Origin of the sequence: Enterococcus sp. DIV0167 (assembly GCF_050541555.1) — a bacterium.
Taxonomy (GTDB): Bacteria; Bacillota; Bacilli; order Lactobacillales; family Enterococcaceae; genus Enterococcus; species Enterococcus faecalis.
In genome coordinates this window covers 2,489,006-2,510,145 of sequence record NZ_CP172933.1, presented here as the reverse complement: position 1 = coordinate 2,510,145, position 21,140 = coordinate 2,489,006, and the positions used below count along the sequence as shown (strand labels likewise).

The 21,140-nt window shown below is 39.3% G+C and carries 20 protein-coding genes and 1 other annotated feature; of the genes, 17 read left to right on the top strand and 3 right to left on the bottom strand.

The genetic code is table 11. The features are described from left to right. The first annotated feature begins 23 nt into the window (after positions 1-23). The 4 genes from IGM09_RS12045 to IGM09_RS12030 all read left to right on the top strand — a co-directional run bounded on the left by IGM09_RS12045 (position 24) and on the right by IGM09_RS12030 (position 3,344). Positions 24-851, top strand: coding sequence for a Cof-type HAD-IIB family hydrolase (locus IGM09_RS12045; protein ID WP_033625188.1), 828 nt, complete (start codon positions 24-26; stop codon positions 849-851). Positions 852-853: 2 nt separating this feature from the next. Then, complete coding sequence (gene ftsY, locus IGM09_RS12040; protein WP_002408272.1) at positions 854-2,182, top strand: signal recognition particle-docking protein FtsY; 1,329 nt, start codon at positions 854-856, stop codon at positions 2,180-2,182. Between the two features lie 158 nt (positions 2,183-2,340). Beyond that, complete coding sequence (locus tag IGM09_RS12035; RefSeq protein ID WP_016618585.1) at positions 2,341-2,826, top strand: cupin domain-containing protein; 486 nt, start codon at positions 2,341-2,343, stop codon at positions 2,824-2,826. A 119-nt stretch (positions 2,827-2,945) separates the two neighbouring features. Next, positions 2,946-3,344 (top strand): VOC family protein, encoded by a 399-nt coding sequence (locus IGM09_RS12030; protein ID WP_002361020.1) that lies wholly within the window; start codon positions 2,946-2,948, stop codon positions 3,342-3,344. Between the two features lie 50 nt (positions 3,345-3,394). Here the strand turns inward: IGM09_RS12030 and IGM09_RS12025 are convergent, their stop codons facing one another. Both IGM09_RS12025 and IGM09_RS12020 read right to left on the bottom strand, forming a co-directional pair. Next, the gene (locus IGM09_RS12025) at positions 3,395-4,291 is read right to left on the bottom strand and encodes a YitT family protein (RefSeq protein ID WP_002354953.1); all 897 of its coding nucleotides are present in this window, start codon (positions 4,289-4,291) and stop codon (positions 3,395-3,397) included. Positions 4,292-4,480: 189 nt separating this feature from the next. Continuing rightward, on the bottom strand, positions 4,481-4,987 hold the full coding sequence (locus IGM09_RS12020; protein ID WP_010707015.1) for a cysteine hydrolase family protein: 507 nt from the start codon (positions 4,985-4,987) through the stop codon (positions 4,481-4,483). Positions 4,988-5,157: 170 nt separating this feature from the next. Between IGM09_RS12020 and gshAB the strand changes: the two genes are divergently transcribed. The 3 genes from gshAB to IGM09_RS12005 all read left to right on the top strand — a co-directional run bounded on the left by gshAB (position 5,158) and on the right by IGM09_RS12005 (position 8,150). Then, entirely contained in the window at positions 5,158-7,428 is a 2,271-nt protein-coding gene (gene gshAB, locus IGM09_RS12015) for a bifunctional glutamate--cysteine ligase/glutathione synthetase (RefSeq protein ID WP_016618583.1), read from the top strand. Positions 7,429-7,616: 188 nt separating this feature from the next. Then, entirely contained in the window at positions 7,617-7,718 is a 102-nt protein-coding gene (locus tag IGM09_RS12010) for a putative holin-like toxin (protein ID WP_229201437.1), read from the top strand. Between the two features lie 330 nt (positions 7,719-8,048). Continuing rightward, positions 8,049-8,150 (top strand): putative holin-like toxin, encoded by a 102-nt coding sequence (locus tag IGM09_RS12005; RefSeq protein ID WP_162780856.1) that lies wholly within the window; start codon positions 8,049-8,051, stop codon positions 8,148-8,150. Between the two features lie 214 nt (positions 8,151-8,364). Here the strand turns inward: IGM09_RS12005 and IGM09_RS12000 are convergent, their stop codons facing one another. Then, on the bottom strand, positions 8,365-8,817 hold the full coding sequence (locus tag IGM09_RS12000; RefSeq protein WP_002383256.1) for a YueI family protein: 453 nt from the start codon (positions 8,815-8,817) through the stop codon (positions 8,365-8,367). Between the two features lie 184 nt (positions 8,818-9,001). On the opposite strand from IGM09_RS12000, the gene IGM09_RS11995 reads away from it, so the two are divergent. From IGM09_RS11995 to IGM09_RS11950, 10 genes are all read left to right on the top strand, one after another. Further along, positions 9,002-9,949 (top strand): ABC transporter permease, encoded by a 948-nt coding sequence (locus IGM09_RS11995; protein ID WP_002394759.1) that lies wholly within the window; start codon positions 9,002-9,004, stop codon positions 9,947-9,949. After that, the gene (locus IGM09_RS11990) at positions 9,946-10,911 is read left to right on the top strand and encodes an iron chelate uptake ABC transporter family permease subunit (RefSeq protein ID WP_113826091.1); all 966 of its coding nucleotides are present in this window, start codon (positions 9,946-9,948) and stop codon (positions 10,909-10,911) included. Before IGM09_RS11995 ends, IGM09_RS11990 begins: the two co-directional genes overlap by 4 nt. Next, positions 10,908-11,663, top strand: coding sequence for an ABC transporter ATP-binding protein (locus tag IGM09_RS11985; RefSeq protein ID WP_002354962.1), 756 nt, complete (start codon positions 10,908-10,910; stop codon positions 11,661-11,663). Before IGM09_RS11990 ends, IGM09_RS11985 begins: the two co-directional genes overlap by 4 nt. A 38-nt stretch (positions 11,664-11,701) precedes the next feature. Continuing rightward, on the top strand, positions 11,702-12,655 hold the full coding sequence (locus tag IGM09_RS11980) for a siderophore ABC transporter substrate-binding protein (RefSeq protein WP_002419600.1): 954 nt from the start codon (positions 11,702-11,704) through the stop codon (positions 12,653-12,655). Positions 12,656-12,802: 147 nt separating this feature from the next. Next, positions 12,803-13,048: a binding site (T-box leader), on the top strand. 49 nt (positions 13,049-13,097) lie between these two features. Beyond that, entirely contained in the window at positions 13,098-14,741 is a 1,644-nt protein-coding gene (locus IGM09_RS11975; RefSeq protein WP_002359061.1) for a peptide ABC transporter substrate-binding protein, read from the top strand. 21 nt (positions 14,742-14,762) lie between these two features. Next, positions 14,763-15,983: a peptidase T gene (pepT, locus tag IGM09_RS11970; RefSeq protein ID WP_002408266.1), complete on the top strand. Its 1,221-nt coding sequence runs from the start codon at positions 14,763-14,765 to the stop codon at positions 15,981-15,983. Positions 15,984-16,068: 85 nt separating this feature from the next. Further along, the gene (locus tag IGM09_RS11965) at positions 16,069-16,626 is read left to right on the top strand and encodes a GNAT family N-acetyltransferase (protein WP_002415462.1); all 558 of its coding nucleotides are present in this window, start codon (positions 16,069-16,071) and stop codon (positions 16,624-16,626) included. Between the two features lie 34 nt (positions 16,627-16,660). Further along, positions 16,661-17,272 (top strand): YktB family protein, encoded by a 612-nt coding sequence (locus IGM09_RS11960; protein ID WP_010713729.1) that lies wholly within the window; start codon positions 16,661-16,663, stop codon positions 17,270-17,272. A 381-nt stretch (positions 17,273-17,653) separates the two neighbouring features. Then, a complete protein-coding gene (locus tag IGM09_RS11955; RefSeq protein WP_033625187.1) occupies positions 17,654-18,016 on the top strand; it encodes an LPXTG cell wall anchor domain-containing protein in 363 nt (120 codons plus the stop codon). After that, positions 18,003-21,101 carry a WxL domain-containing protein gene (locus tag IGM09_RS11950; protein WP_033625186.1) on the top strand — a complete coding sequence of 1,033 codons (3,099 nt, stop codon included), beginning with the start codon at positions 18,003-18,005 and terminating at the stop codon, positions 21,099-21,101. The genes IGM09_RS11955 and IGM09_RS11950 overlap by 14 nt, the downstream gene beginning before the upstream one ends. Positions 21,102-21,140 lie beyond the last annotated feature (39 nt).

Genomic DNA, 21,140 nt, shown 5'->3' with positions numbered 1-21,140 from the left:
CAGAAGCAAGGAGGAGCGAACGTTTGATAAAATTAGTTGCTATTGATTTAGATGGAACATTATTAAATAGCCAAAAAGAGATTTCTTTACGGAATAAACAAGCACTGATGGCTGCGAAACAAGCAGGCGTGAAAGTTGTTATCTGCACAGGTCGACCTTTGGCAGCTATTGGTCCTTACTTAGAAGAATTAGGTTTACAAGAGGAAGGCGATTATAGCATTACTTTTAACGGCGGGTTGGTTCAAAAAAATGATACAGGGGCCATTATTGAGAAAACATTGATGCCCTTGGAAGAGATTCATGAGCTGTACCAATTAGCAACCACACTCAACATGCCGTTTGATGTCTTATCCGATGAGGTCGTGATGCAACTGCCTTCTGCACCTAATTATCCTTCAATTTATAGTTCTCTAAACAAATTATTAACCTTTGAGTCCTACAAATTAGAAGAGTTAACCCCAAATCGAATTTATAACAAAGTTGTTGTTGCGATTGATGAAGCGTATTTAAATGAACGCATCAAGGAAATTCCGGCCTCCTTTTATGAGCGCTTTGAAATTATTAAAACGCGAAATAACTTATTAGAATTTATGCCAAAAGGGATTACGAAAGCCTATGGTATTTCCTTGTTAGCCAAAGATTTAGGAATCCGTGCGGAAGAAATCATGACCCTAGGGGACGAAGAAAATGATTTACCGATGATTGAATACGCTGGCTTAGGTGTCGCCATGGCAAATGCGATTCCATTAGTTAAAGAAGCCGCAGATGTCGTTACAGACACGAATGACCAAGATGGCGTTGCCAAAGCGGTCGAAAAATATATTTTAACGCCGTTGGAAGGAGGCCAATAAGAATGGGATTTTTTGATAAAATTAAAAAAGCTTTTTCCGCTGAAAAAAAGGAAGAAGAAAAACAAGAGATTGTTGAAGAAACAGTAGACGAAACACCAAGTGATGAATCAGCGCCTGCTGAATCAAAAGAAACCGCAGCAGAAGAGGCGCAAACAACACCAGAAACGGCAGCGGAAGAAGTCGCAGAAACAGCCGATTTAACAGATAACGCTGAAATGGAAAAATTAGCTGGCGTAGAAGAAGCATTAGAAGAAGAGCCAGAAGAAATCTTGACAGAGGAAACACAAGAAGTTGTTGTGGAAGCGCCTGAGGAAGAAAGTAGTGTCGTAACTCCTTTGGCAGAACCAACAGACACGCAGGTTTCAGAAGAAATTGAAGAGTCAAAAGAAGAGCAGGTCCAAGAAAAATATGAAAAAGGCTTGGAAAAAACGCGTAAAACATTTGGTCAACGGTTGAACGAATTGTTTGCTAATTTCCGAAGCGTTGATGAAGATTTCTTTGAAGAATTAGAAGAAACGTTAATTGGTGCAGATGTAGGCTTTGATACATCCTTAAAAATTACAGAAGCCTTACGACAAGAAGTGAAACTGCGAAACGTGAAAAAACCAGCTCAAGTTCAAAATACCATCATTGAAAAAATGGTTGATTTGTATGAAGAAGCAGGAATTAATGAAAATAACGCGATTAACTTACAGCCAAATGGCTTAACCGTGATTTTATTTGTTGGTGTTAATGGAGTTGGTAAAACAACCAGCATTGGTAAATTAGCCCATCAATACAAGTTGGAAGGAAAGAAAGTTTTAATGGCCGCTGCCGATACGTTCCGAGCGGGCGCCATCGACCAATTAGTTGTTTGGGGCGAACGGGCTGGCGTTGAAGTTGTACGTGGAAATGCTGGCGGCGACCCAGCAGCGGTCGTTTTCGATGCAGTGGAACGTGCCAAAGCAGAACAGGCCGATGTTTTGCTAGTGGATACAGCAGGTCGTTTACAAAATAAAGTCAACTTAATGAAGGAATTAGAAAAAATTAAACGAGTCATTCAACGAGAAATTCCAGATGCGCCTCACGAAGTTCTCTTAGTCGTGGACGCAACTACTGGGCAAAATGCGATGACACAAGCCAAACAGTTCAAAGAAACAACCGATGTCACTGGCTTAGTTTTAACCAAACTAGACGGAACAGCCAAAGGAGGTATTGTCATTGCTATTCGGAATGAATTACACTTGCCAGTGAAATTAGTTGGTCTAGGTGAAGGAATTAACGATTTAGAACCATTTAATGCCAACGATTTCGCAATGGGCTTATTTAAAGGCTTATTAAAAGATGTTTAGTTGTAGAAAATAACAGGTTTGGGAAGAACGTGGGACAGGAGTATTTAGCTTCAAGAATGAAGAAGCTACTCCTGTCCCGCCGTTTATTTTAGGATTAGGACGGATGTTCTAAGTTCTTCCTAAATCGTTTCTGAAAAAATGAAGGAGTGAGGGAGAAGATGACAGAACAAATGTGGATTGAGAAGTTAGGATTAGAAGCGCATCCTGAGGGCGGTTATTTTAAACAAACCAATAAAAGTGAACAATTGATTCCGACCAAACGAGGCGAACGGGCGTTGCATACAGCGATTTTGTTTCTATTGAATACAGAAAGTCCGTCACATTTTCATCGTTTAAAAGCGGATGAATTATGGTTTTTTCACGATGGTCAGCCATTAACCGTTCACTGTATTTTTCCTGATGGAACGTATCAAGCTGTTCAGTTAGGGAAAGACTTAGTTCAAGGACAACAGCTTTCGTTCTCAGTTCCTGCCGGCACAATCTTTGGCTCTACAGTAGCGACAGGATTTGCGTTAGTCAGTTGTGTGGTTACACCAGGCTTTGAGTTTGAAGATTTCGAGTTATTTACTCAAGCGGAATTGTTAAACGATTATCCACAACATAGTGAAATCATTCAGCACTTGGCTTATCGAGAATTACTTTAAGAAAACGTTTTAGTAACATTTCTTTTATGAATATGCTAGTATAAATCAAACAAGCTTGTTGATTTTGTCGCAACGCACAGTTAGCTGCCATAGATGATTAAAAGAAAGGGATGAATCACATGGGCACAATGGTTTTTGTTAACTTCCCAGTAGCGGATGTCCAACGTTCTACAGCATTTTATGAAAAACTTGGATTCAAAAAGAACGAGGAATTTTCAACAGAGGAAGCTAGTTCGATGATGTGGGATGATCAATTTTGGATTATGTTGTTGAACCATGACTTTTATGGAAAATTTATCCAAGAAAAGCAAATTATTGATGCGCAAACAACCAGTGGGGCATTAATTTCCTTTAGTTTAGAGAGTGTCGAAGCCGTAAAACAGTTTGGCGAAACCGCCAAAGCTAACGGAGGCAACTGCTACCGAGTTGATATGGGAATACCAGAAGAGCAAATGTATGGCTTAGAAGTGCAAGATTTGGATGGCAATAGCTTAGAACCTGTCTGGATGAAGATGTAAAAAGAGCCGCAAAATCTCTACAGATTTTGCGGCTCTTTTCCTACAAAAAACTATTGTAAATTATTGGCATTAGTTGCTTCAACGCCATAAGAATCAGCTACTTTTTTCAAGCTAAATCCTTTTCCGTAGACTTCACTCGCACTCATTGAAATCAAAAAGGCTTCTTCATCAATCTCAAGAATGGCTTCTTTTAAGCGGGGAAAATCTTTTTCACGAATGACGGTCATTAAGAGCATGCCTTTCGCGTTTCGATAACCGCCTTCGATTGGCACCAAGGTCACACCTTTATCTAGTTCACGTAATAAGCGTTCTTGAATAGCGACATATTTTGGTGAAATAATCATCACATTCTTCGAGCGAACCAGACCAACTTGAATCATGTCAACGACACGACCAATTGTAAATAAACAAATTAAAGAGAATAACACAATATCTGCATTAAAAGCATACATTGCTGATAAAATGACTAAACCATCGACGAATAAAATAGCAATACCTAAGGAAACTTTGAAGTATTTATTGACAATTTGTGAAATGATTGCTGTGCCACCAGTTGAGGCATTGCCACGGAAAACCAAGCCTAGGCCAGCACCTGTAATAATACCGCCAAATAATGCTGCTAGAAAAATATTATGTGTTAAAACAGGCATCCCCGAAGTAATTCCTACAAAAAATGGATAAATAAGACTACCATAAATGGTTTTGACACCGACCTCTTTCCCAAGAAGTAAGAAACAAAGCACTAAAAGAGGAATATTGATGGCGTAAAGAACAATGGCGGGACTAATCCCGAAAACATAATTAATAACAATACTAATGCCATTGGCTCCGCCTGCGACAAGTTTATTTGGCAATAAGACCGCATTGATTGAAATGGCCAAAATGAATGCACCGACTGTTACATAGGCGGTGTCTTTTAAACGTTGGGCTGTAAAAAATTTATTCATGAAATACCTCCAATTATTTATTAGTTTAGTGAATGATGACATAAAAAAAGACAGAACATGAGAGACAAGCCTAATCGACTTATGTCCCACACTCTAAATCTTCAACTAATCAACTGAACACTTTTTCCTTATACTAACATGAAATACGACAAGAAAACATAGTGAACAAACAATTTTTTGGAAAAGCCCTCAATTTATTGAAGGCAAAAAAGTCAAAAAGCGGCCAGCCCAAATAGCTTCATGATGTTGGATAATTTGTGCCGCGGTTAAATGTCCATTATCCAAGGTGGAAGTGGTTTTCGGTGTCATCAAACACGTATAGCCTAAACCATGAGCCATCCGAATTGTAGTGTCCACACAAAACTCGGTTTGGACACCAGCGATTTCTAACGTTTGAATGTCGTGTTCCGTCAATAAATCATTTAAATTTGTTTGGTAAAAGGCATTCGCATGTGTTTTGCGGATGAAAAAATCTGTGGGCTGTGCATCCAGCTTTTCAAAAAGTTGCCAAGAGTCTGAGCCAAAAGGTAATTCGATTTCTTCATGTTGAACAAAAATAATGGGCGCATGGTGTTGGCGGTAGACAGCAATACGCTGATTGACTTTATCCAACACTGCTGGCAGACGGTACAATTGCTGCGACGGACTTTCGATGCCTTTTTGAAAGTCAATTAAAAGTAATGCACGATTTTTCATGAGCAATCCCCACTTTCTATAAACTAGTTGTTTTCAGTATAACGGAAAAAGGCGCTCTCTAAAAGTGTCTCGAAAATTCCCAAGCGAACGTTCAAAAAAACAGCATATTTACTCGTTTTCCTATATAATAGTAAGAGAAACAGATAGTTTGTAGAAAGAAAGGCGACAAGATGAATTATAGAGAATTAATGCAAAAGAAAAATGTTCGTCCTTACGTATTGATGGCTCGTTTTGGTTTAGAAAAAGAAAACCAACGTAGTACACGAGAAGGGCTTTTAGCGACAACTGATCATCCCACGGTTTTTGGTAACCGTTCTTATCATCCATATATTCAAACAGATTTTAGTGAAACACAATTAGAACTAATCACGCCTGTAGCAAATAGCGGCACAGAAATGCTTCGTTTTTTAGATGCCATTCACGATGTGGCTCGTCGTTCGATTCCAGAAGATGAAATGCTGTGGCCATTAAGTATGCCGCCACGATTACCAACAAAAGATGAAGAGATTAAAATCGCTAAATTAGATCAATATGATGCGGTGTTATATCGTCGTTATTTGGCAAAAGAGTATGGCAAACGAAAACAAATGGTCAGCGGAATTCATTTTAATTTTGAATATGACCAAGCCCTGATTCAGCAATTATATGATGAACAATCCGAAGTGACAGATTGCAAACAATTTAAAACGAAAGTGTACATGAAAGTTGCCCGTAACTTTTTACGTTATCGTTGGTTAATTACGTATCTTTTTGGGGCTTCGCCAGTTAGTGAAGACGGCTACTTTAGGGTCTATGACGACCAACCGCAAGAACCTATTCGCAGTATTCGGAATAGTACGTATGGCTACAGAAATCATGACAATGTGAAAGTATCGTATGCCTCATTGGAACGCTATTTAGAAGATATTCATCGCATGGTGGAAAATGGTTTACTTTCTGAAGAAAAAGAATTTTATGCGCCTGTGCGCTTACGTGGTGGGAAACAAATGTCTGATCTGCCTAAAACAGGTATTCGCTATATCGAGTTGCGTAATTTAGACTTAAATCCTTTTTCGCGTTTAGGCATTGTGGAAGATACTGTGGATTTCTTACATTATTTTATGTTGTATTTATTGTGGACAGATGAAAAAGAAGAAGCGGATGAATGGGTAAAAACTGGCGATATTTTTAATGAACAAGTGGCTCTTGGTCATCCTCATGAAACGATTAAGTTAATTGCAGAAGGCGATCGGATTTTTTCAGAAATGATTGATATGTTAGATGCTCTAGGCATTCGTAAAGGCAAAGAAGTTGTCGGTAAGTATTATCAACAACTGCGGAATCCACAAGACACCGTTTCTGGCAAAATGTGGACGATTATTCAAGAAAACTCCAACAGTGAACTGGGAAATATTTTTGGAAACCAATATCAAAGTATGGCCTTTGAACGCCCTTATCAATTAGCTGGTTTCCGTGAGATGGAATTATCCACACAAATTTTCTTATTTGATGCGATTCAAAAAGGTTTGGAAATCGAAATTTTAGATGAACAAGAGCAATTTTTGAAACTGCAACATGGCGAGCACATTGAATACGTCAAAAATGCCAACATGACTAGCAAAGATAACTACGTGGTACCATTGATTATGGAAAACAAAACCGTGACAAAGAAAATTTTGTCTGCAGCAGGGTTCCATGTGCCTGGCGGTGAAGAATTTTCATCTTTTATTGAGGCACAAGAAGCACATTTACGCTACGCCAATAAAGCGTTTGTCGTGAAACCAAAATCAACGAATTACGGTTTAGGAATTACCATTTTTAAAGAAGGCGCTTCGTTGGAAGACTTTACGGAAGCGTTACGGATTGCTTTTAAAGAGGACACAGCGGTTTTAATTGAAGAGTTTTTACCTGGAACAGAATATCGGTTCTTTGTGTTAGATAATGATGTAAAAGCCATCATGTTGCGCGTGCCAGCCAATGTTACCGGAGATGGCAAACACACTGTAGAAGAATTGGTGGCCGCTAAAAATAGTGATCCATTGCGGGGGACCAATCACCGTGCACCACTAGAGTTAATCCAGTTAAATGATTTAGAAAAACTAATGTTGAAAGAACAAGGTTTAACTATCTATTCTGTGCCAGAAAAAGAGCAAATCGTGTACTTGCGAGAAAATTCTAATGTTAGCACGGGCGGGGATTCGATTGATATGACCGATGTCATTGATGATAGTTATAAACAAATCGCCATTGAGGCCGTAGCTGCTTTAGGAGCCAAAATTTGTGGCATTGATTTAATCATTCCTGACAAAGACGTAAAAGGCACACGTGATAGCTTAACGTACGGGATTATCGAAGCAAACTTTAATCCAGCCATGCACATGCATGTGTATCCTTACGCTGGAAAAGGACGCCGTTTAACAATGGACGTTTTAAAACTTTTATACCCAGAAGTGGTTCAATAAAAAAAGAATATCGCCAAAAAATTCATAATAGATTTTTTGGCGGTATTCTTTATAAAAACGTTTTCTTGGTGAACCCAATAGGTTATACTAAAACTATTACCAATGAAAGTTGTATGACGGTGGCTCTGAGTTAGAGAGGCAGGTGATGCCTAGGTGTATCCGATGCACTTTAACGAAAGGAGCATTTTTTGTCAATCGAAGCGGCATTGGAATTGATGATTAGTTTTGCAATCCTTGTTGTGTTACTGATTTTCGGTATCCTTGAAGCAACGAAAAACAATAAAAAATAACCGTTCACAAGCTTCGTAGGCCGAACGGTTAAGATTCAAAACTTAACTCAGTAAGCCACCAGTTCTTATAACTGGTGTTGGTATAAAAGGAGAGGTATGTAGTAGCATATCTCTCTTTTCATTTTCATAATAGCATAATTCTATTTAAAATGGAAGCGCTCATAACTTATATCATTTTATAGAAAATTCCTATAAAAACGTTTTCTTAGTGAACCCAATAGGTTATACTAAAGCTATTACCAATGAAAGTTGTATGACGGTGGCTCTGAGTTAGAGAGGCAGGTGATGCCTATGTGTATCCGATGCACTTTAACGAAAGGAGCATTTTTTTTGTCAATCGAAGCGACATTGGAATTGATGATTAGTTTTGCAACCCTTGTTGCGTTACTGATTTTCGGTATCCTTGAAGCAACGAAAAACAATAAAAAATAACCGTTCATAAGCTTAGACGGCTGAACGGTTAAATAGTAACAAAAATTTAACTCAGTAAGCCACCAGTTCTTATAACTGGCGCTGGTATAAAGGAGAGGTATGTACCCGCATACCTCTCTTTTTCATCTTTATAATAGCACAATTCTATTATAAATGGAAGCGCTCATAACTTATGTTTAAACAATCCAATGACTCATAACTTTTCTTGAGCTTTTTATGAGTGAAATAGTTTTTGCCAGAAGCCTTTTTTAGCTTTTGGCTCTTCTTTTGGCGTTTCGGTTGCTTGAGGATATTTTTCTGTAACGTCAATCACAGGTTCATCGACTGCATGTTTTTCAGCTAACAGTAAGCCGAGAGAGTCAGGGTTGTTCTCCACAAAATTGTTAACAATCTTAAAGGTTGCGCCATGCTGATTTAATAATTTAATATAGGTACTTTGCAGGTCAGAAGAGATTTCGCCGTTTAAAAGTACTGTAACTTCAGGATGCTTCGCTAATTCTTCTAATAAATGTTGTTGGTTCTGTGCATCTTTCATTTCAGCGACGGTCATGGAGAGACGGCAGCGTTCACGAAATGTGCCCATGTATTTGTGTTGTTCTTCAGGATTGACGAGGGGCGTACCGTACATTCCTTTATCCAGACGTTGTTGTAAGTCATCATTCGCCATTCAGTAACACTCCTTTCCTAACGTTTCCCTCCATTATAGCATATCTTAGATAAGTCGTTGGTCAGTCGGCTTGAGAAGAAGTTTTTAAGAAAGGAAAAAAAGTGGTTGCATTTGTGATGGTTTTCTCATACACTGTAATTAAGAATGAGAATCATTCTCAATTAAATAAAAATGGAGTTTTCTCATGAAAAAGATTGGTTTGTTTGTTCTACTATTACTTTTCAGCTTATTGTCATTAGTGATAGGGGTGAAGGACATTGCACTTTCTCAGTTGTTTCAATTAGATGCGCAGCAACAATTTGTTTTATTTACCACCCGTGTTCCCCGCACGTTGAGTTTAATCATTGCTGGTAGTACGATGAGTATTTCTGGATTGATTATGCAGCAACTCACACAAAATAAATTTGTCGCTCCTAGTGTCGCTGGAACAACCGATAGTGCAAGGTTGGGTATTTTAGTTGCAATGTTATTTTTCCCAACAGCTCCGTTTCTCTATCGAACGGCAATTGCTTTTATTTTTGCGCTAAGCGGGACCTTATTATTCTTAGCGCTCATTCGATTATTACCAAGTAAGAATCAAGTAATGGTCCCTTTGGTGGGCGTGATGTTTGGTAACATTCTAGGCTCAATTGCCACATTTTTTGCCTATCAATACCAATTGGTTCAAAATATGTCTGCTTGGTTACAAGGAAATTTTTCCACAGTTATGAAAGGGAATTATGAATGGTTATTTTTAATGATTCCTTTGTGGTTTGTTATTTATTTATTTGCTTATCATTTCACTGTCGTTGGTATGGGTGAAGCATTTGCAAATAGTCTTGGCGTCCATTACCAGCGAATTCAGTTTTTAGGTTTGACGCTGGTTGCTTTAGCAAGTGCCATCGTTTTATTGATGGTGGGGAATATTCCGTTTTTAGGGGTTGTGATTCCCAATCTCGTGTCTTTACGTTATGGCGATCATATGAAAAATACCTTGTGGTTAACTGGGATTTGCGGGAGTTTGTTCTTGTTAATCTGTGATATTTTAGCACGAGTATTGATTGCCCCTTATGAAATTCCTGTCAGCGTGGTTGTCGGAACATTAGGGAGCATTTTGTTCATTTTATTATTACTAAGGGGGCGCAAACGATGAAACGGCCTTTAAAAAAATGGCTTTCATTACTTTTGCTTTTAGCTGCCGTAGTAATTGTGAGTCTTTGTTATTTAACTTATAACACGTATGGCAATTGGTCCTTTGCTTTGGCGTTACGAGGGAAAAAGTTATTGGCTTTTATTTTTGTCGGAATCGCTGCGGCTTTTTCAACTATTAGTTTTCAAACAGTCACGCAAAATCATTTCCTAACGCCAAACATTTTAGGGATGGATTCCTTGTATGTCTTTGTGCAGACGTTGTTATTTTTTCTTTTAGGAGGCGCACAAGCGTTAGGTCAAGTAAGTCTTGGCTCGTTTTTGATGAACGTCTTTTTAATGGTGTTTTTAAGTACTAGTTTATCGTATTTTCTATTACGCAAAAATCAATCCGATTTATTTTTATTATTGATGATTGGCATGATTTTAGGTACTTTTTTCAGTAGTATCAGTACGTTTTTACAAGTGATTATGGATCCTAACGAATACGACTTACTCCAAGGAAAGTTGTTTGCCAGTTTCGGTAACGTCAATAGTCAGTATCTCGTTTTCGTTGGTGTGGCGGTACTCATGATTTGTGGGATACTTTGGCGGGAAAGTTATCGTTTAGACGTTTTACATTTAGGGAACCATCAAGCCCAGAATTTGGGGATTGCTGTGAATCAGTTTCAATTAGTGTTGTTGTGTTTGATCAGTAGTCTGGTCGGCTTATCAACAGCATTAGTGGGACCGATTACATTTTTAGGTTTTATCGTGGCCAATATGAGTTATCAATTCATGAAAACCTATCGCCACCGAGAACTGTTTGTGGCAGGGAGTTTAATAGCAGTCTTTTTACTGGTGTTTGGTCAATTGATGGTTGAACAGGTCTTTCATTTGAATACCCCGCTCAGTGTGGTGATTCAATTTGTTGGGGGCGTTTATTTTATATGGAAAATTATTGCAGAAAGGAAGCAACGCACATGATCCAGATGAGTGATGTATCAAAAAAATATGGCGATAAATTTGTCGTTTCAGACATTGATTTACCTATTTCTGAAGGCAAATTAACGGCCTTTATTGGGCCGAATGGCGCTGGGAAAAGCACGCTGCTAGCCATGATGAGTCGCTTAATTCCCAAAGATACCGGGGAAATTTATCTGGACAAGCAAGAAGTAAAAACCTGGAAGCAATCGGCTTTTTCACAAAAAATTGCCCTTTTAAAACAAGCCAACGGTGTACAACTTAAATTAACTGTGCGAGAACTGGTCAATTTTGGCCGCTTTCCTTATTCCAAAGGTCGCTTAAAAAGCGCTGACCATGAAAAAGTAACAGAAGCACTGGAACAATTGGGCTTAACTGAAATGGCGGAAGAATACATTGATACCCTTTCTGGAGGGCAATTACAACGGGCGTATATTGCCATGATTTTAGCCCAAGATACCGATTATATTTTATTGGATGAGCCCTTAAATAACCTCGACATGAATTATGCGGTTCAAATGATGCAGATTCTTAAACGCTTAGTGGATGAACTAGGAAAAACAATTCTGATTGTTCTACATGATATTAATTTTGCCGCAAGCTATGCAGATGAAATTGTCGCCATGAAAGGCGGAAAGCTCTATGCGCATGGCGCAACAGAGGAAGTTATTCAAACAAGTATTTTAAATGATCTTTATGAAATGAATATCCGGATTTGTGAAATTGAAGGAAAACGCTTTTGTCTTTATCACTAAATCGGACAATTTAAAAATAACGTTTTTGGAGGAAAAGAATGAAAAAGAAATTTTTAGCAATGATGGCAGTTTCAATGATGGGACTATTAATGTTAAGTGCTTGTCAAACAAATAAAAAAACAGCAGATTCTGCAACAACAGAAACAGCAGCTAAAACGGAAGTCACAGTCAAAGACACCAATGGTCAATTAACCGTTCCCAAAAATCCTAAGAAAGTCGTTGTTTTTGATAATGGTTCCTTGGATACAATGGATGCACTAGGTGTTGGTGACCGCGTGGTAGGTGCGCCAACCAAAAATATTCCTGCGTATTTGGAAAAATACCAAAAAGTTGAATCAGCAGGCGGCATTAAAGAACCAGATTTAGAAAAAATCAATCAACTAAAACCAGACTTAATTATTATTTCTGGTCGTCAACAAGATTATCAAGAACAATTAAAAGCCATTGCGCCAACCATTTACTTAGCTGTAGATGCCAAAAATCCTTGGGCATCAACGAAACAAAATATTGAAACGTTAGGCACTATTTTTGGTAAAGAAGAGGTAGCTAAAGAAAAAATAACCGGCTTAGAAAAAGAAATTGCTGACGTGAAAAAACAAGCAGAAGCTAGCGCGAATAATGCGCTTGTTGTGTTAGTTAACGAAGGACAACTTTCCGCTTACGGAAAAGGCTCTCGTTTCGGTTTAATTCATGATACATTTGGCTTCAAAGCAGCAGACGATAAGATTGAAGCTTCCACTCATGGGCAAAGTGTTTCTTACGAATATGTTTTAGAAAAAAATCCTGGGATTCTCTTTGTGGTAGATCGCACCAAAGCAATTGGTGGCGACGATTCAAAAGATAACGTCGCTGCAAACGAATTGATTCAAAAAACCGATGCTGGTAAAAATGATAAAGTCATTATGCTTCAACCAGATGTTTGGTATCTAAGCGGTGGTGGATTAGAATCAATGCATTTGATGATAGAAGATGTTAAAAAAGGATTAGAGTAAAATTGTTTTAGAAAAGAGGGATTGAAACCTCTTTTCTTTTTTTAATGAAAAACAAAAAAGTTTTAAATTAAAAATGTGGTTGACGGCCTCGAAAATGTTTGCTAAACTATCCGTAAATCAGTATGATTGATGAAACAAATAAAAGAACAAAATGTGATGAGAAGGAAAGTACTTTTTAAAATAGCTTGCAGAGAGCCTCGTTTGGTGAGAAGAGGTAGTGACGTTAAAGGGGAAAATGGCCTTTGAACAGGTTGGTTGAAGCCGTTCGCTTAAACCAATTCAGGTGCGCCTGTTATAGCGCTACAGTATGATTGTACTGGAAACGAGCGGATCTTTTTTAGCGAAGAGATCAACAAAGGTGGTACCGCGATTGCATAAGCATTCGTCCTTTTTAGGACGAATGCTTTTTTTATTTGTTTAAAAAATATGAGGGGGCAACAACATGAAATTGGGGAAAAAAGTAGTAGGTTTGATTGCAACAGGGTTTCTTTTAGCCGCATGTGGCGGAACCAAAGAAGCGGCAGAGAAAGTAGATTCGGGAAATTTAGCAGCTGAACAAAAAATCAGTATTAGTTCACCTGCACCAATCTCAACATTGGATACAACACAAACAACAGATAAAAATACCTTTACAATGGCACAACATTTATTTGAAGGCCTTTATCGTTTTGATGATGATAGTGCCACGGTGCCAGCTCTAGCTAAAGATGTCAAGATTAGTGACGATGGGCGCAAGTACCACTTTACCTTGCGGGAGGGGATTAAGTGGAGCAACGGCGAGCCAATCACGGCCCAAGATTTTGTTTATTCTTGGAAAAAACTGGTGACACCAGCGACGATTGGACCGAATGCCTATTTACTAGATAGTGTTAAAAATAGTTTTGAAATACGCAACGGTGAAAAGTCAGTCGATGAATTAGGGATTTCAGCCCCTAATGACAAAGAATTCATTGTTGAATTAAAACAGGCCCAACCTTCCTTCTTAGCAGTCGTTTCGATTGCTTGGTTAGCGCCACAAAATCAAAAATTTGTCGAAGCGCAAGGTAAAGATTATGCCTTGGATAGTGAACATTTACTTTATAGCGGGCCATTTACGCTAGCCAATTGGGATGCGACTTCAGATACTTGGACATTGAAAAAAAATCCAGAATACTATGATGCGGATCAAGTGAAACTGGAAGAAGTTGCGGTTAGCACAATCAAAGAAGATAATACTGGGATTAACTTATATCAAGCGAATGAACTAGACTTAGTTCGCATTAACGGACAATATGTTCAACAATATCAAGATGATCCAGGCTATGTCAGTCATCCAGATGTGGCCAACTACTTCTTAGATTTCAACAAAAAAGAAGGAACGCCATTAGCGAATGTTCATTTACGAAAAGCGATTGGCCAAGCAATTGATAAAGAAGCCTTAACACAAAGTGTCTTAAACGATGGGTCAAAGCCGCTTAACGGATTGATTCCAAGTAAACTTTATGCGAATCCAGAAACAGATGAAGATTTCCGAGCTTACAGTGGCGAATATTTGAAAAATGACGTCAAAAAAGCTCAAGCTGAATGGACGAAAGCCCAAGCGGATGTCGGTAAAAAAGTGAAACTTTCATTGCTGGCGGCAGATACAGATCAAGGAAAACGAATTGCTGAATATGTTCAAAGTCAGTTGCAAGAAAATCTGCCAGGTTTAGAAATTACCATTTCATCGCAACCAAGTAATAATGTGAACCAATCGCGACGTGAAAAAAATTATGAGTTGTCTCTTTCAGGATGGATTGCCGGCAGTAGTGAATTAGACTCTTACTTTAACTTATATGCAGGAGAATCAAGTTACAATTATGGCAATTATCATAATGCCAAATACGACCAACTGGTAGAAGATGCACGAACGATTAATGCCAATAATCCAGAGAAACAGTTTGCAGAATACAAAGAAGCGGAAGACATCTTGTTGAACCAAGATGCTGCCCAAGTACCGCTGTATCAAAGTGCCTCAAATTATCTAATCAATCCTAAATTGAAAGGCATTAGTTATCACTTGTATGGGGATTATTTCCACTTGCGCAATGCTTATTTAACAGAATGATTCAGGAAGAAGGAGTAAAAAATGGAAAAATTAGTCGAACGATTTTTAACTTACGTGAAAGTTAACACCCGTTCAGATGCCAATAGTCAAACCACACCGACGACGGTCGGTCAAGTGGTTTTAGCCAAAATGATTGAAACAGAACTTCATGAATTAGGCTTGGCCGATGTGCATTATAACGAACAAAACGGCTTTTTAACGGCACGGTTGCCGGGTAACCAACCTGCAGCGAAGAGTATTGGGTTGATTGCACATCTGGATACGGCGGATTTTTCAGCAGAAAATATCCGTCCCAAAGTCATCACTAATTATGATGGCCAAGATGTCCTCTTGAATCAAGAACAAGGCATCGTTTTATCGGTTGCTGAATTTCCCAATTTAAAAGAGTATCAAGGGGAAACGTTGATTACTACAGACGGAACAACACTTTTAGGAGCAGATGACAAAGCGGGAATTGTCGAGATTTTAGCTGCTGTTGAGTATTTTTTGGCACATCCAGAAGTAGCGCGGGGGGATGTTTGGCTCGCCTTCGGTCCAGATGAAGAAATTGGACGCGGGGCCGATCAATTTGATGCGCCGAACTTCCCAGTCGCTTTTGCGTATACAATCGACAGTGGCCGCGTGGGGCATTTCGAGTATGAAACGTTTAACGCTGCTCAAGCTGTGATAACAATTGAGGGAACCAGTGTCCATCCGGGAACGGCCTATGGTTCGTTAGTAAATGCCATTAAATTAGGCGAACAACTTGATCAATCACTGCCGCAAAAGGAAGTACCAGAACAAACACGTGGAAATGAAGGATTTTATTTACTCAATAAATTTACAGGAAGTATTGAAAAAGCAGAACTTGTCTATATCATTCGGGATCATGATCAAGAAAACTTTCAAGCGAGAAAGCAATTTTTGGAAAAACAAGTCCAACGTTTAAATGCGCTGGCGGATAAACCCAGACTAACAATTACTTTCCAAGACCAATACTATAATATGAAGGAAATCATCGAAAAAGATTGGACGCCTGTAGAATTGGCCGTCCAAGCAATGGAAAGTTGTGACATTGAACCAATCATCACACCATTTCGTGGCGGGACAGATGGTTCTAAGATTTCTTTCATGGGCATTCCCACGCCTAATCTATTTACAGGAGGCGAAAATTTTCACGGGCAATATGAATTTATTACCGTTGAATCAATGGCCAAAGCTGTTCAAACGATCATTGCCATCATTCGCTTAAACGCCAATTAAAGAAACACGCGAGGGAAATGCCGATTTTCCTTGCGTGTTTCGCTGTTTTTCGGTAAAGTATGTAGAAAAGTAGGGAGTTTTGCTCATGAATTATCCATTGATTTTTGCAGAAAACCAACGAATTGAAACCGAACGCTTGATTTTAAGACCTGTCACATTAGCCGATGCAGAAGATATGTACGAATATGCTTCAGATGAGGAAACGGTCCGCTATGTGTTTTTGAAAAACCAAACAATCGCTGAAACACGACAAAACATTGCTAAATATTTTATGGGGGAACCTTTAGGAAAATATGGGATTGAAGTGAAAGAAACGGGCAAAATGATTGGCACGATTGATTTGCGGGTCAATGAAACCAATAATGTTGGAGAATTAGGCTATGTCTTGAACCGTGCCTTTTGGGGCAATGGCTACATGCCTGAAGCCGCGACGGCGTTAGTTGAACTGGGTTTTGCAAAAATGAAACTCATGAGAATCTTTGCTTTACATGATCAAGACAATCCAGCTTCTGGTCGTGTCATGGAGAAAATTGGTTTTACCTACGAAGGAACACTACCCAATGCTCGAATTAGTAAAGGGAAAATTGTCACAGATGTTTATCGTGGGATGACACTGGAAACATGGCAAAATCGACAAAAATAGAAGCGTAAGACAAGTTGAGAGAGGAATTAGAGAAATGTTGATGTTTACAGAAAAAGAATTCGCAGCCTTTGAAGTTGCTGGATTAGATGAACGAATGGCGGTTATCCGTGCGCAAATTCAACCTATTTTTCAAGAATTAGACACGTATTTTGCCGAACAACTAGCGCCTGAACTAGGAACGGAGTTGTTTGTCCATATTGCGCAACATCGCCGTCGCACCGTGTATCCACCAGAAAATACTTGGTCCGCACTCAGTCCGAATAAGCGCGGCTATAAAATGCAGCCGCATTTTCAATTAGGCATTTGGGGCGACTATGTGTTTATGTGGTTGTCATTTATTGATAATCCTAAAAATGAAAAGCAGATTGCGCAAGCCTTTTTAGAGAATCAGCAATTATTCCAAGCATTACCAGAAGATACGTATGTTTCCTTGGATCACACGGTTCCTCAAATTACTCCGCTGCCGGAAACGGATTTAGAAAAAGCCTTAACTCGTTTTAGAGATGTAAAAAAAGGTGAGTTTGAAATTGGGCGCATCATTCCCAAAGATAGTGCTTTGTGGCAAAACCCTGAAAAAGCACGAGCGTATATGTTGGCAACCTATCAACAACTCCTGCCATTGTACCAATTGGCTATTGCCCAATAAGAGAAACAGACAGCATTTTGTGTTTTAGTGTTATTTTATCGAATTATCTAATCGTCAAAAATGAGAAAAGCTCACAATGTTAGTATCGAAAACTAACATTGTGAGCTTTTCTGAGGTTTGGTTAGCAAAAATTTAAGAAATTAAAGGCGATTTCTAAAGGATAAACGTGTTTCGACAATCATTTTCAAAGGATAATTTTAAATAACAAAGCACGAAACGCTTGTTATATAAGGGTTTTGTGGGAAATAGGGTTGTCAAATGGAAAATAATGGTGTTTTGGAAAGCTTTTTCTTTGTTATTATAGAGATATGAAAAAAGGTGGTTTGAGCAGTAATTGTAGAGAAACTCAAATCTGTTGTTGAATTAAAAGGAGGTTTTTAAATGAAAAAAAAGCGTTATTTAATGATTGTGTTCCTACTATTTTCCCCTAGTTTTTTTATAAATGTTGAAGCGTCTGAACGTGGTTCTAGTTCGGTGGGGATTGAATTTTACAAAAAGGCACCCCCGAAAGAAGAGCCCTCACCGAAAACAGATCAACCAGGGGCAAGTCCCAAGGGGAAAGGACCAGGACAGACGAGCACTAATCAAGGTATGGCAGGTGGTCAAGGCGCCATTACCACTGGCAATAAACAGCTACCGCGCACAGGGAGTAAGCGGCAGGCAAATCTTAGCATTCTCGGCTTGGTCTTAATTGGCCTTGTCGGAATGGTACATAGAAAGAAGGGACGACATGAAGCGAAATAAATGGCAACGTCTTGCAGCTATTGGCTTATGTGGTTCTTTGCTAGTGAATGCCTTTTCGGGCGTGACGGCAGTTGCGGAAACCGTCACGATTGAAAGTAGTCCGACCGCTGAAAGTAGCGTCAAGGAAGAAACGCAAGCAAGTAGTGAAACGCAAGAAACAACGACTGAAACAAGTCGAGAAGAAGTAACAAAGGAAATAGAGAAACAAGCAGAAGTGGCGGTAGAAAAGAAGGAAGCACCGCCAGTGAAAGCGGAGCAAAAAGAAGCGGAAGCTCAGCAGGAGGTGCAACTCACACCGCAACTCCCAGTACAAATCCAGAATCGAGCGATTGGGGTTAAGGCAGGAAATTTAGCCTCGCTTGATTCCCAATTTAGGGAGTTATCTAGAAATGAAAGGAATAGGACGCAACTAGTCACTCCAGAAGCACGGTTGGGACTTAATCTTACTTCGAAGGATAACACGCCATTAAATACATCAGACTTCAAATTAAAAACAGAGATGGGCCTAACGAGATGGATTCAAACTACTACTACGAGTGGGTGGTTTGTCCATTCTGATCAAACTATGGTAGCCCCTAATATCCCCACAGAGACGGGGATTGATATTATTTTACCTAGTCAAACAGCCGTAATTGGTTTTGTTTACAGATCAGATATAAGCCTTTACTATCTGAAAGATCCTGAGTTGACTGTACCCAAGTATATAGATACGGTTGAATTGAAAGCACCTGCGAATGGCTACACATACAGACGCTATATTGGTGCTACGGGAATAGGAAATCCTCCAAATGTTGGAGATTATCCTATGAATGTTAGTTTAGTGAAAACGAACGATACGTATGTAATTAATCAACCTAAAGCATCTGTTTGGCCAGTATCGCCAGCACCACCAATTGGTTATCAAGCAGAAATCCGCTCATCTCCAGCAGCTAGTACTGAAGATTATAATATTTCTGCTAGCGCATTTTATGTTACACAACAAGATTACGCTTTAGTAGTTACCCACAAAAAAGTCACCGAAAACTTCGTAGATGCTACAGGTGCCAAAATTACACCACCAACTGGTTTCACGCAAGGACAACAAACAAGTATTACGAGCAATGACTTCACGTACACCAGTGCCAAAGCCTTGCCAGATGCGTACAAGGCAGGCGGCAAGACCTACAAATTCAAAGGCTGGTACAAAGGTACTGACAAAACAGCTCTGAAAACGACGAAAACACCAAGTTATGCCGTCACTTACGATGACAAGGATGACATGACGGCAGTCTATGAAGAAGTGCAAGAAATCACTGTTCACCCAGGATTCTACGCAGAGTTTGTCGATGAACAAGGTCAAGCGTTCACGAATCCACTTACGCTTTCTGGAAACTATACAGAATTTTTCAGAAAAACCGCCACTAGTCCCTTTGAAGCAACAGGTTCGCTTTACCCAATGGTGGGAAGTAAAGAGGCAACCGTTGCTAATCGCTATAAAGTAGAAACCAAGCAAAACGTCTTGATTCCTAATGATTATGAACTTTTTTCTGATCTACCAACAGGTGTTTTAAATAAAGGTTTTGCGTTGAACAACTTTGATATTACGAATGAATTGAAGTATGTTGACAAAGTGGAAGCAACAACGAAAACCATTACGTTGTACGACTACGAGACCATTAGTGACATTGGCACCAACCTTCTATCAGATTCAGCAACGACTAGTTTTACTAGTTTTGAAACAGTGTTTAACAGAGAGACGAACAATACTTTTTCTGTTAAGGCAAGGTGGGGCCAATCAGGACTAACAAGAGATGTCCTTCCTAGTCTATTATTTCTAACTAGTGCAAATTCCCAACCAAGATTATTTGGTTTCGATGGAACTAGCGACTACAAGCAAACGATAAACTATAAAGTCACACGAAAACAAGTCACCGAAAACTTTGTTGATGCCACTGGTGCTAAAATTACGCCACCGACAGGTTTCACGCAAGGGAAACAAACACCAATGACAAGTAACAGCTTCACCTACACCAGTGCCAAAGCCTTGCCAGCCACCTACACAGTAGGGGACAAAAACTACAAGTTCAAAGGTTGGTACAAAGGTACTGATAAAACTGCGTTGAAAACGACGAAAACGCCAAGTTATGCCGTAACTTACGATGATAAAGACGACATGACGGCAGTCTATGAGGAAGTCCAAGCAACGGCAGAAATGACCGTTAGTCGGTTACTAGAAGTTGTCTCCAATGAAGCTTCTATGATTTGGACAGTTAGGCTAAAAAACACTAGTGAAGTTCCATTGACCAACGTTAAACTAGCACCAACGGCCAAATGGGCGGCAGGTATTTCGGCGCCGACCCAATTAGCTGTTCGCCTTGGTAATACGCCAAATAAAATTATTCCAGTGACGGCAGAACAATGGCGCACAGGAGTTAACTTGGGTGTGGAAATTCCGGTGAATGGTGAAGCTTTAGTGACAGTGAACACAGCGAAAATCACTGGGGAACCAAGACAACTTTTAACCGCAGAAATGACAGCAAGTGGGAATTTTTTCCCAGTGACAGCTAGTAACTTTGTACGTATTCAAGGCGAAGATCAAACGATTGAGCCAACACCAGCAGAAGAAGGCTTCATTAGTACGCCGACGTTTGACTTTGGAAAAATTATGATTAGCGGTAGTACTAAGCAGTACGGCCTGAAAAAAGCAGCTGATTATTATGGGAATGGCACACGTAATCCGTATTTGCGGATAAAGAAAAGCCAACCCAATTGGCAGTTGACAGCACAATTATCACAGCTAAAAGCGTCTGCCGATAGTTTGCCAACTAGTACGCGCTTATTATTAGGCAATGCAGACGTTGCAACAATCGAAAACTATAATCAAGTCACAGAATTAACGAATAAAGTTGGAATTACGGAGCCGTTAGCTTTGACGAGTGACGGCACATCTACACCAGTAATTCTTAATAACCAATTTACAGGTAATGATGTCTATCAATTAGATTTTGATTTTGCCAATGTGAAATTAGAAGTCCCTGCCAATCAAGGGAAAATAAATGAGAAATATCAAGGAACGGTGACGTGGAACTTAGTCACTGGACCTTAAAAAAATAGTAAACCGCCCTCAAAAAGTCTAACTTTTTGA

Coding starts and splice junctions, on each gene's coding strand:
- IGM09_RS11965 (WP_002415462.1), top strand. CDS start 16,069: ATGAATTATCCATTGATTTTTGCAGAAAACCAACGAATTGAAACCGAA.
- IGM09_RS11990 (WP_113826091.1), top strand. CDS start 9,946: ATGAAACGGCCTTTAAAAAAATGGCTTTCATTACTTTTGCTTTTAGCT.
- IGM09_RS12020 (WP_010707015.1), bottom strand. CDS start 4,987: ATGAAAAATCGTGCATTACTTTTAATTGACTTTCAAAAAGGCATCGAA.
- IGM09_RS11975 (WP_002359061.1), top strand. CDS start 13,098: ATGAAATTGGGGAAAAAAGTAGTAGGTTTGATTGCAACAGGGTTTCTT.
- IGM09_RS11960 (WP_010713729.1), top strand. CDS start 16,661: ATGTTGATGTTTACAGAAAAAGAATTCGCAGCCTTTGAAGTTGCTGGA.
- IGM09_RS11995 (WP_002394759.1), top strand. CDS start 9,002: ATGAAAAAGATTGGTTTGTTTGTTCTACTATTACTTTTCAGCTTATTG.
- ftsY (WP_002408272.1), top strand. CDS start 854: ATGGGATTTTTTGATAAAATTAAAAAAGCTTTTTCCGCTGAAAAAAAG.
- IGM09_RS12030 (WP_002361020.1), top strand. CDS start 2,946: ATGGGCACAATGGTTTTTGTTAACTTCCCAGTAGCGGATGTCCAACGT.
- pepT (WP_002408266.1), top strand. CDS start 14,763: ATGGAAAAATTAGTCGAACGATTTTTAACTTACGTGAAAGTTAACACC.
- IGM09_RS11985 (WP_002354962.1), top strand. CDS start 10,908: ATGATCCAGATGAGTGATGTATCAAAAAAATATGGCGATAAATTTGTC.
- IGM09_RS11980 (WP_002419600.1), top strand. CDS start 11,702: ATGAAAAAGAAATTTTTAGCAATGATGGCAGTTTCAATGATGGGACTA.
- IGM09_RS12025 (WP_002354953.1), bottom strand. CDS start 4,291: ATGAATAAATTTTTTACAGCCCAACGTTTAAAAGACACCGCCTATGTA.
- IGM09_RS11955 (WP_033625187.1), top strand. CDS start 17,654: ATGAAAAAAAAGCGTTATTTAATGATTGTGTTCCTACTATTTTCCCCT.
- gshAB (WP_016618583.1), top strand. CDS start 5,158: ATGAATTATAGAGAATTAATGCAAAAGAAAAATGTTCGTCCTTACGTA.
- IGM09_RS12035 (WP_016618585.1), top strand. CDS start 2,341: ATGACAGAACAAATGTGGATTGAGAAGTTAGGATTAGAAGCGCATCCT.
- IGM09_RS11950 (WP_033625186.1), top strand. CDS start 18,003: ATGAAGCGAAATAAATGGCAACGTCTTGCAGCTATTGGCTTATGTGGT.
- IGM09_RS12000 (WP_002383256.1), bottom strand. CDS start 8,817: ATGGCGAATGATGACTTACAACAACGTCTGGATAAAGGAATGTACGGT.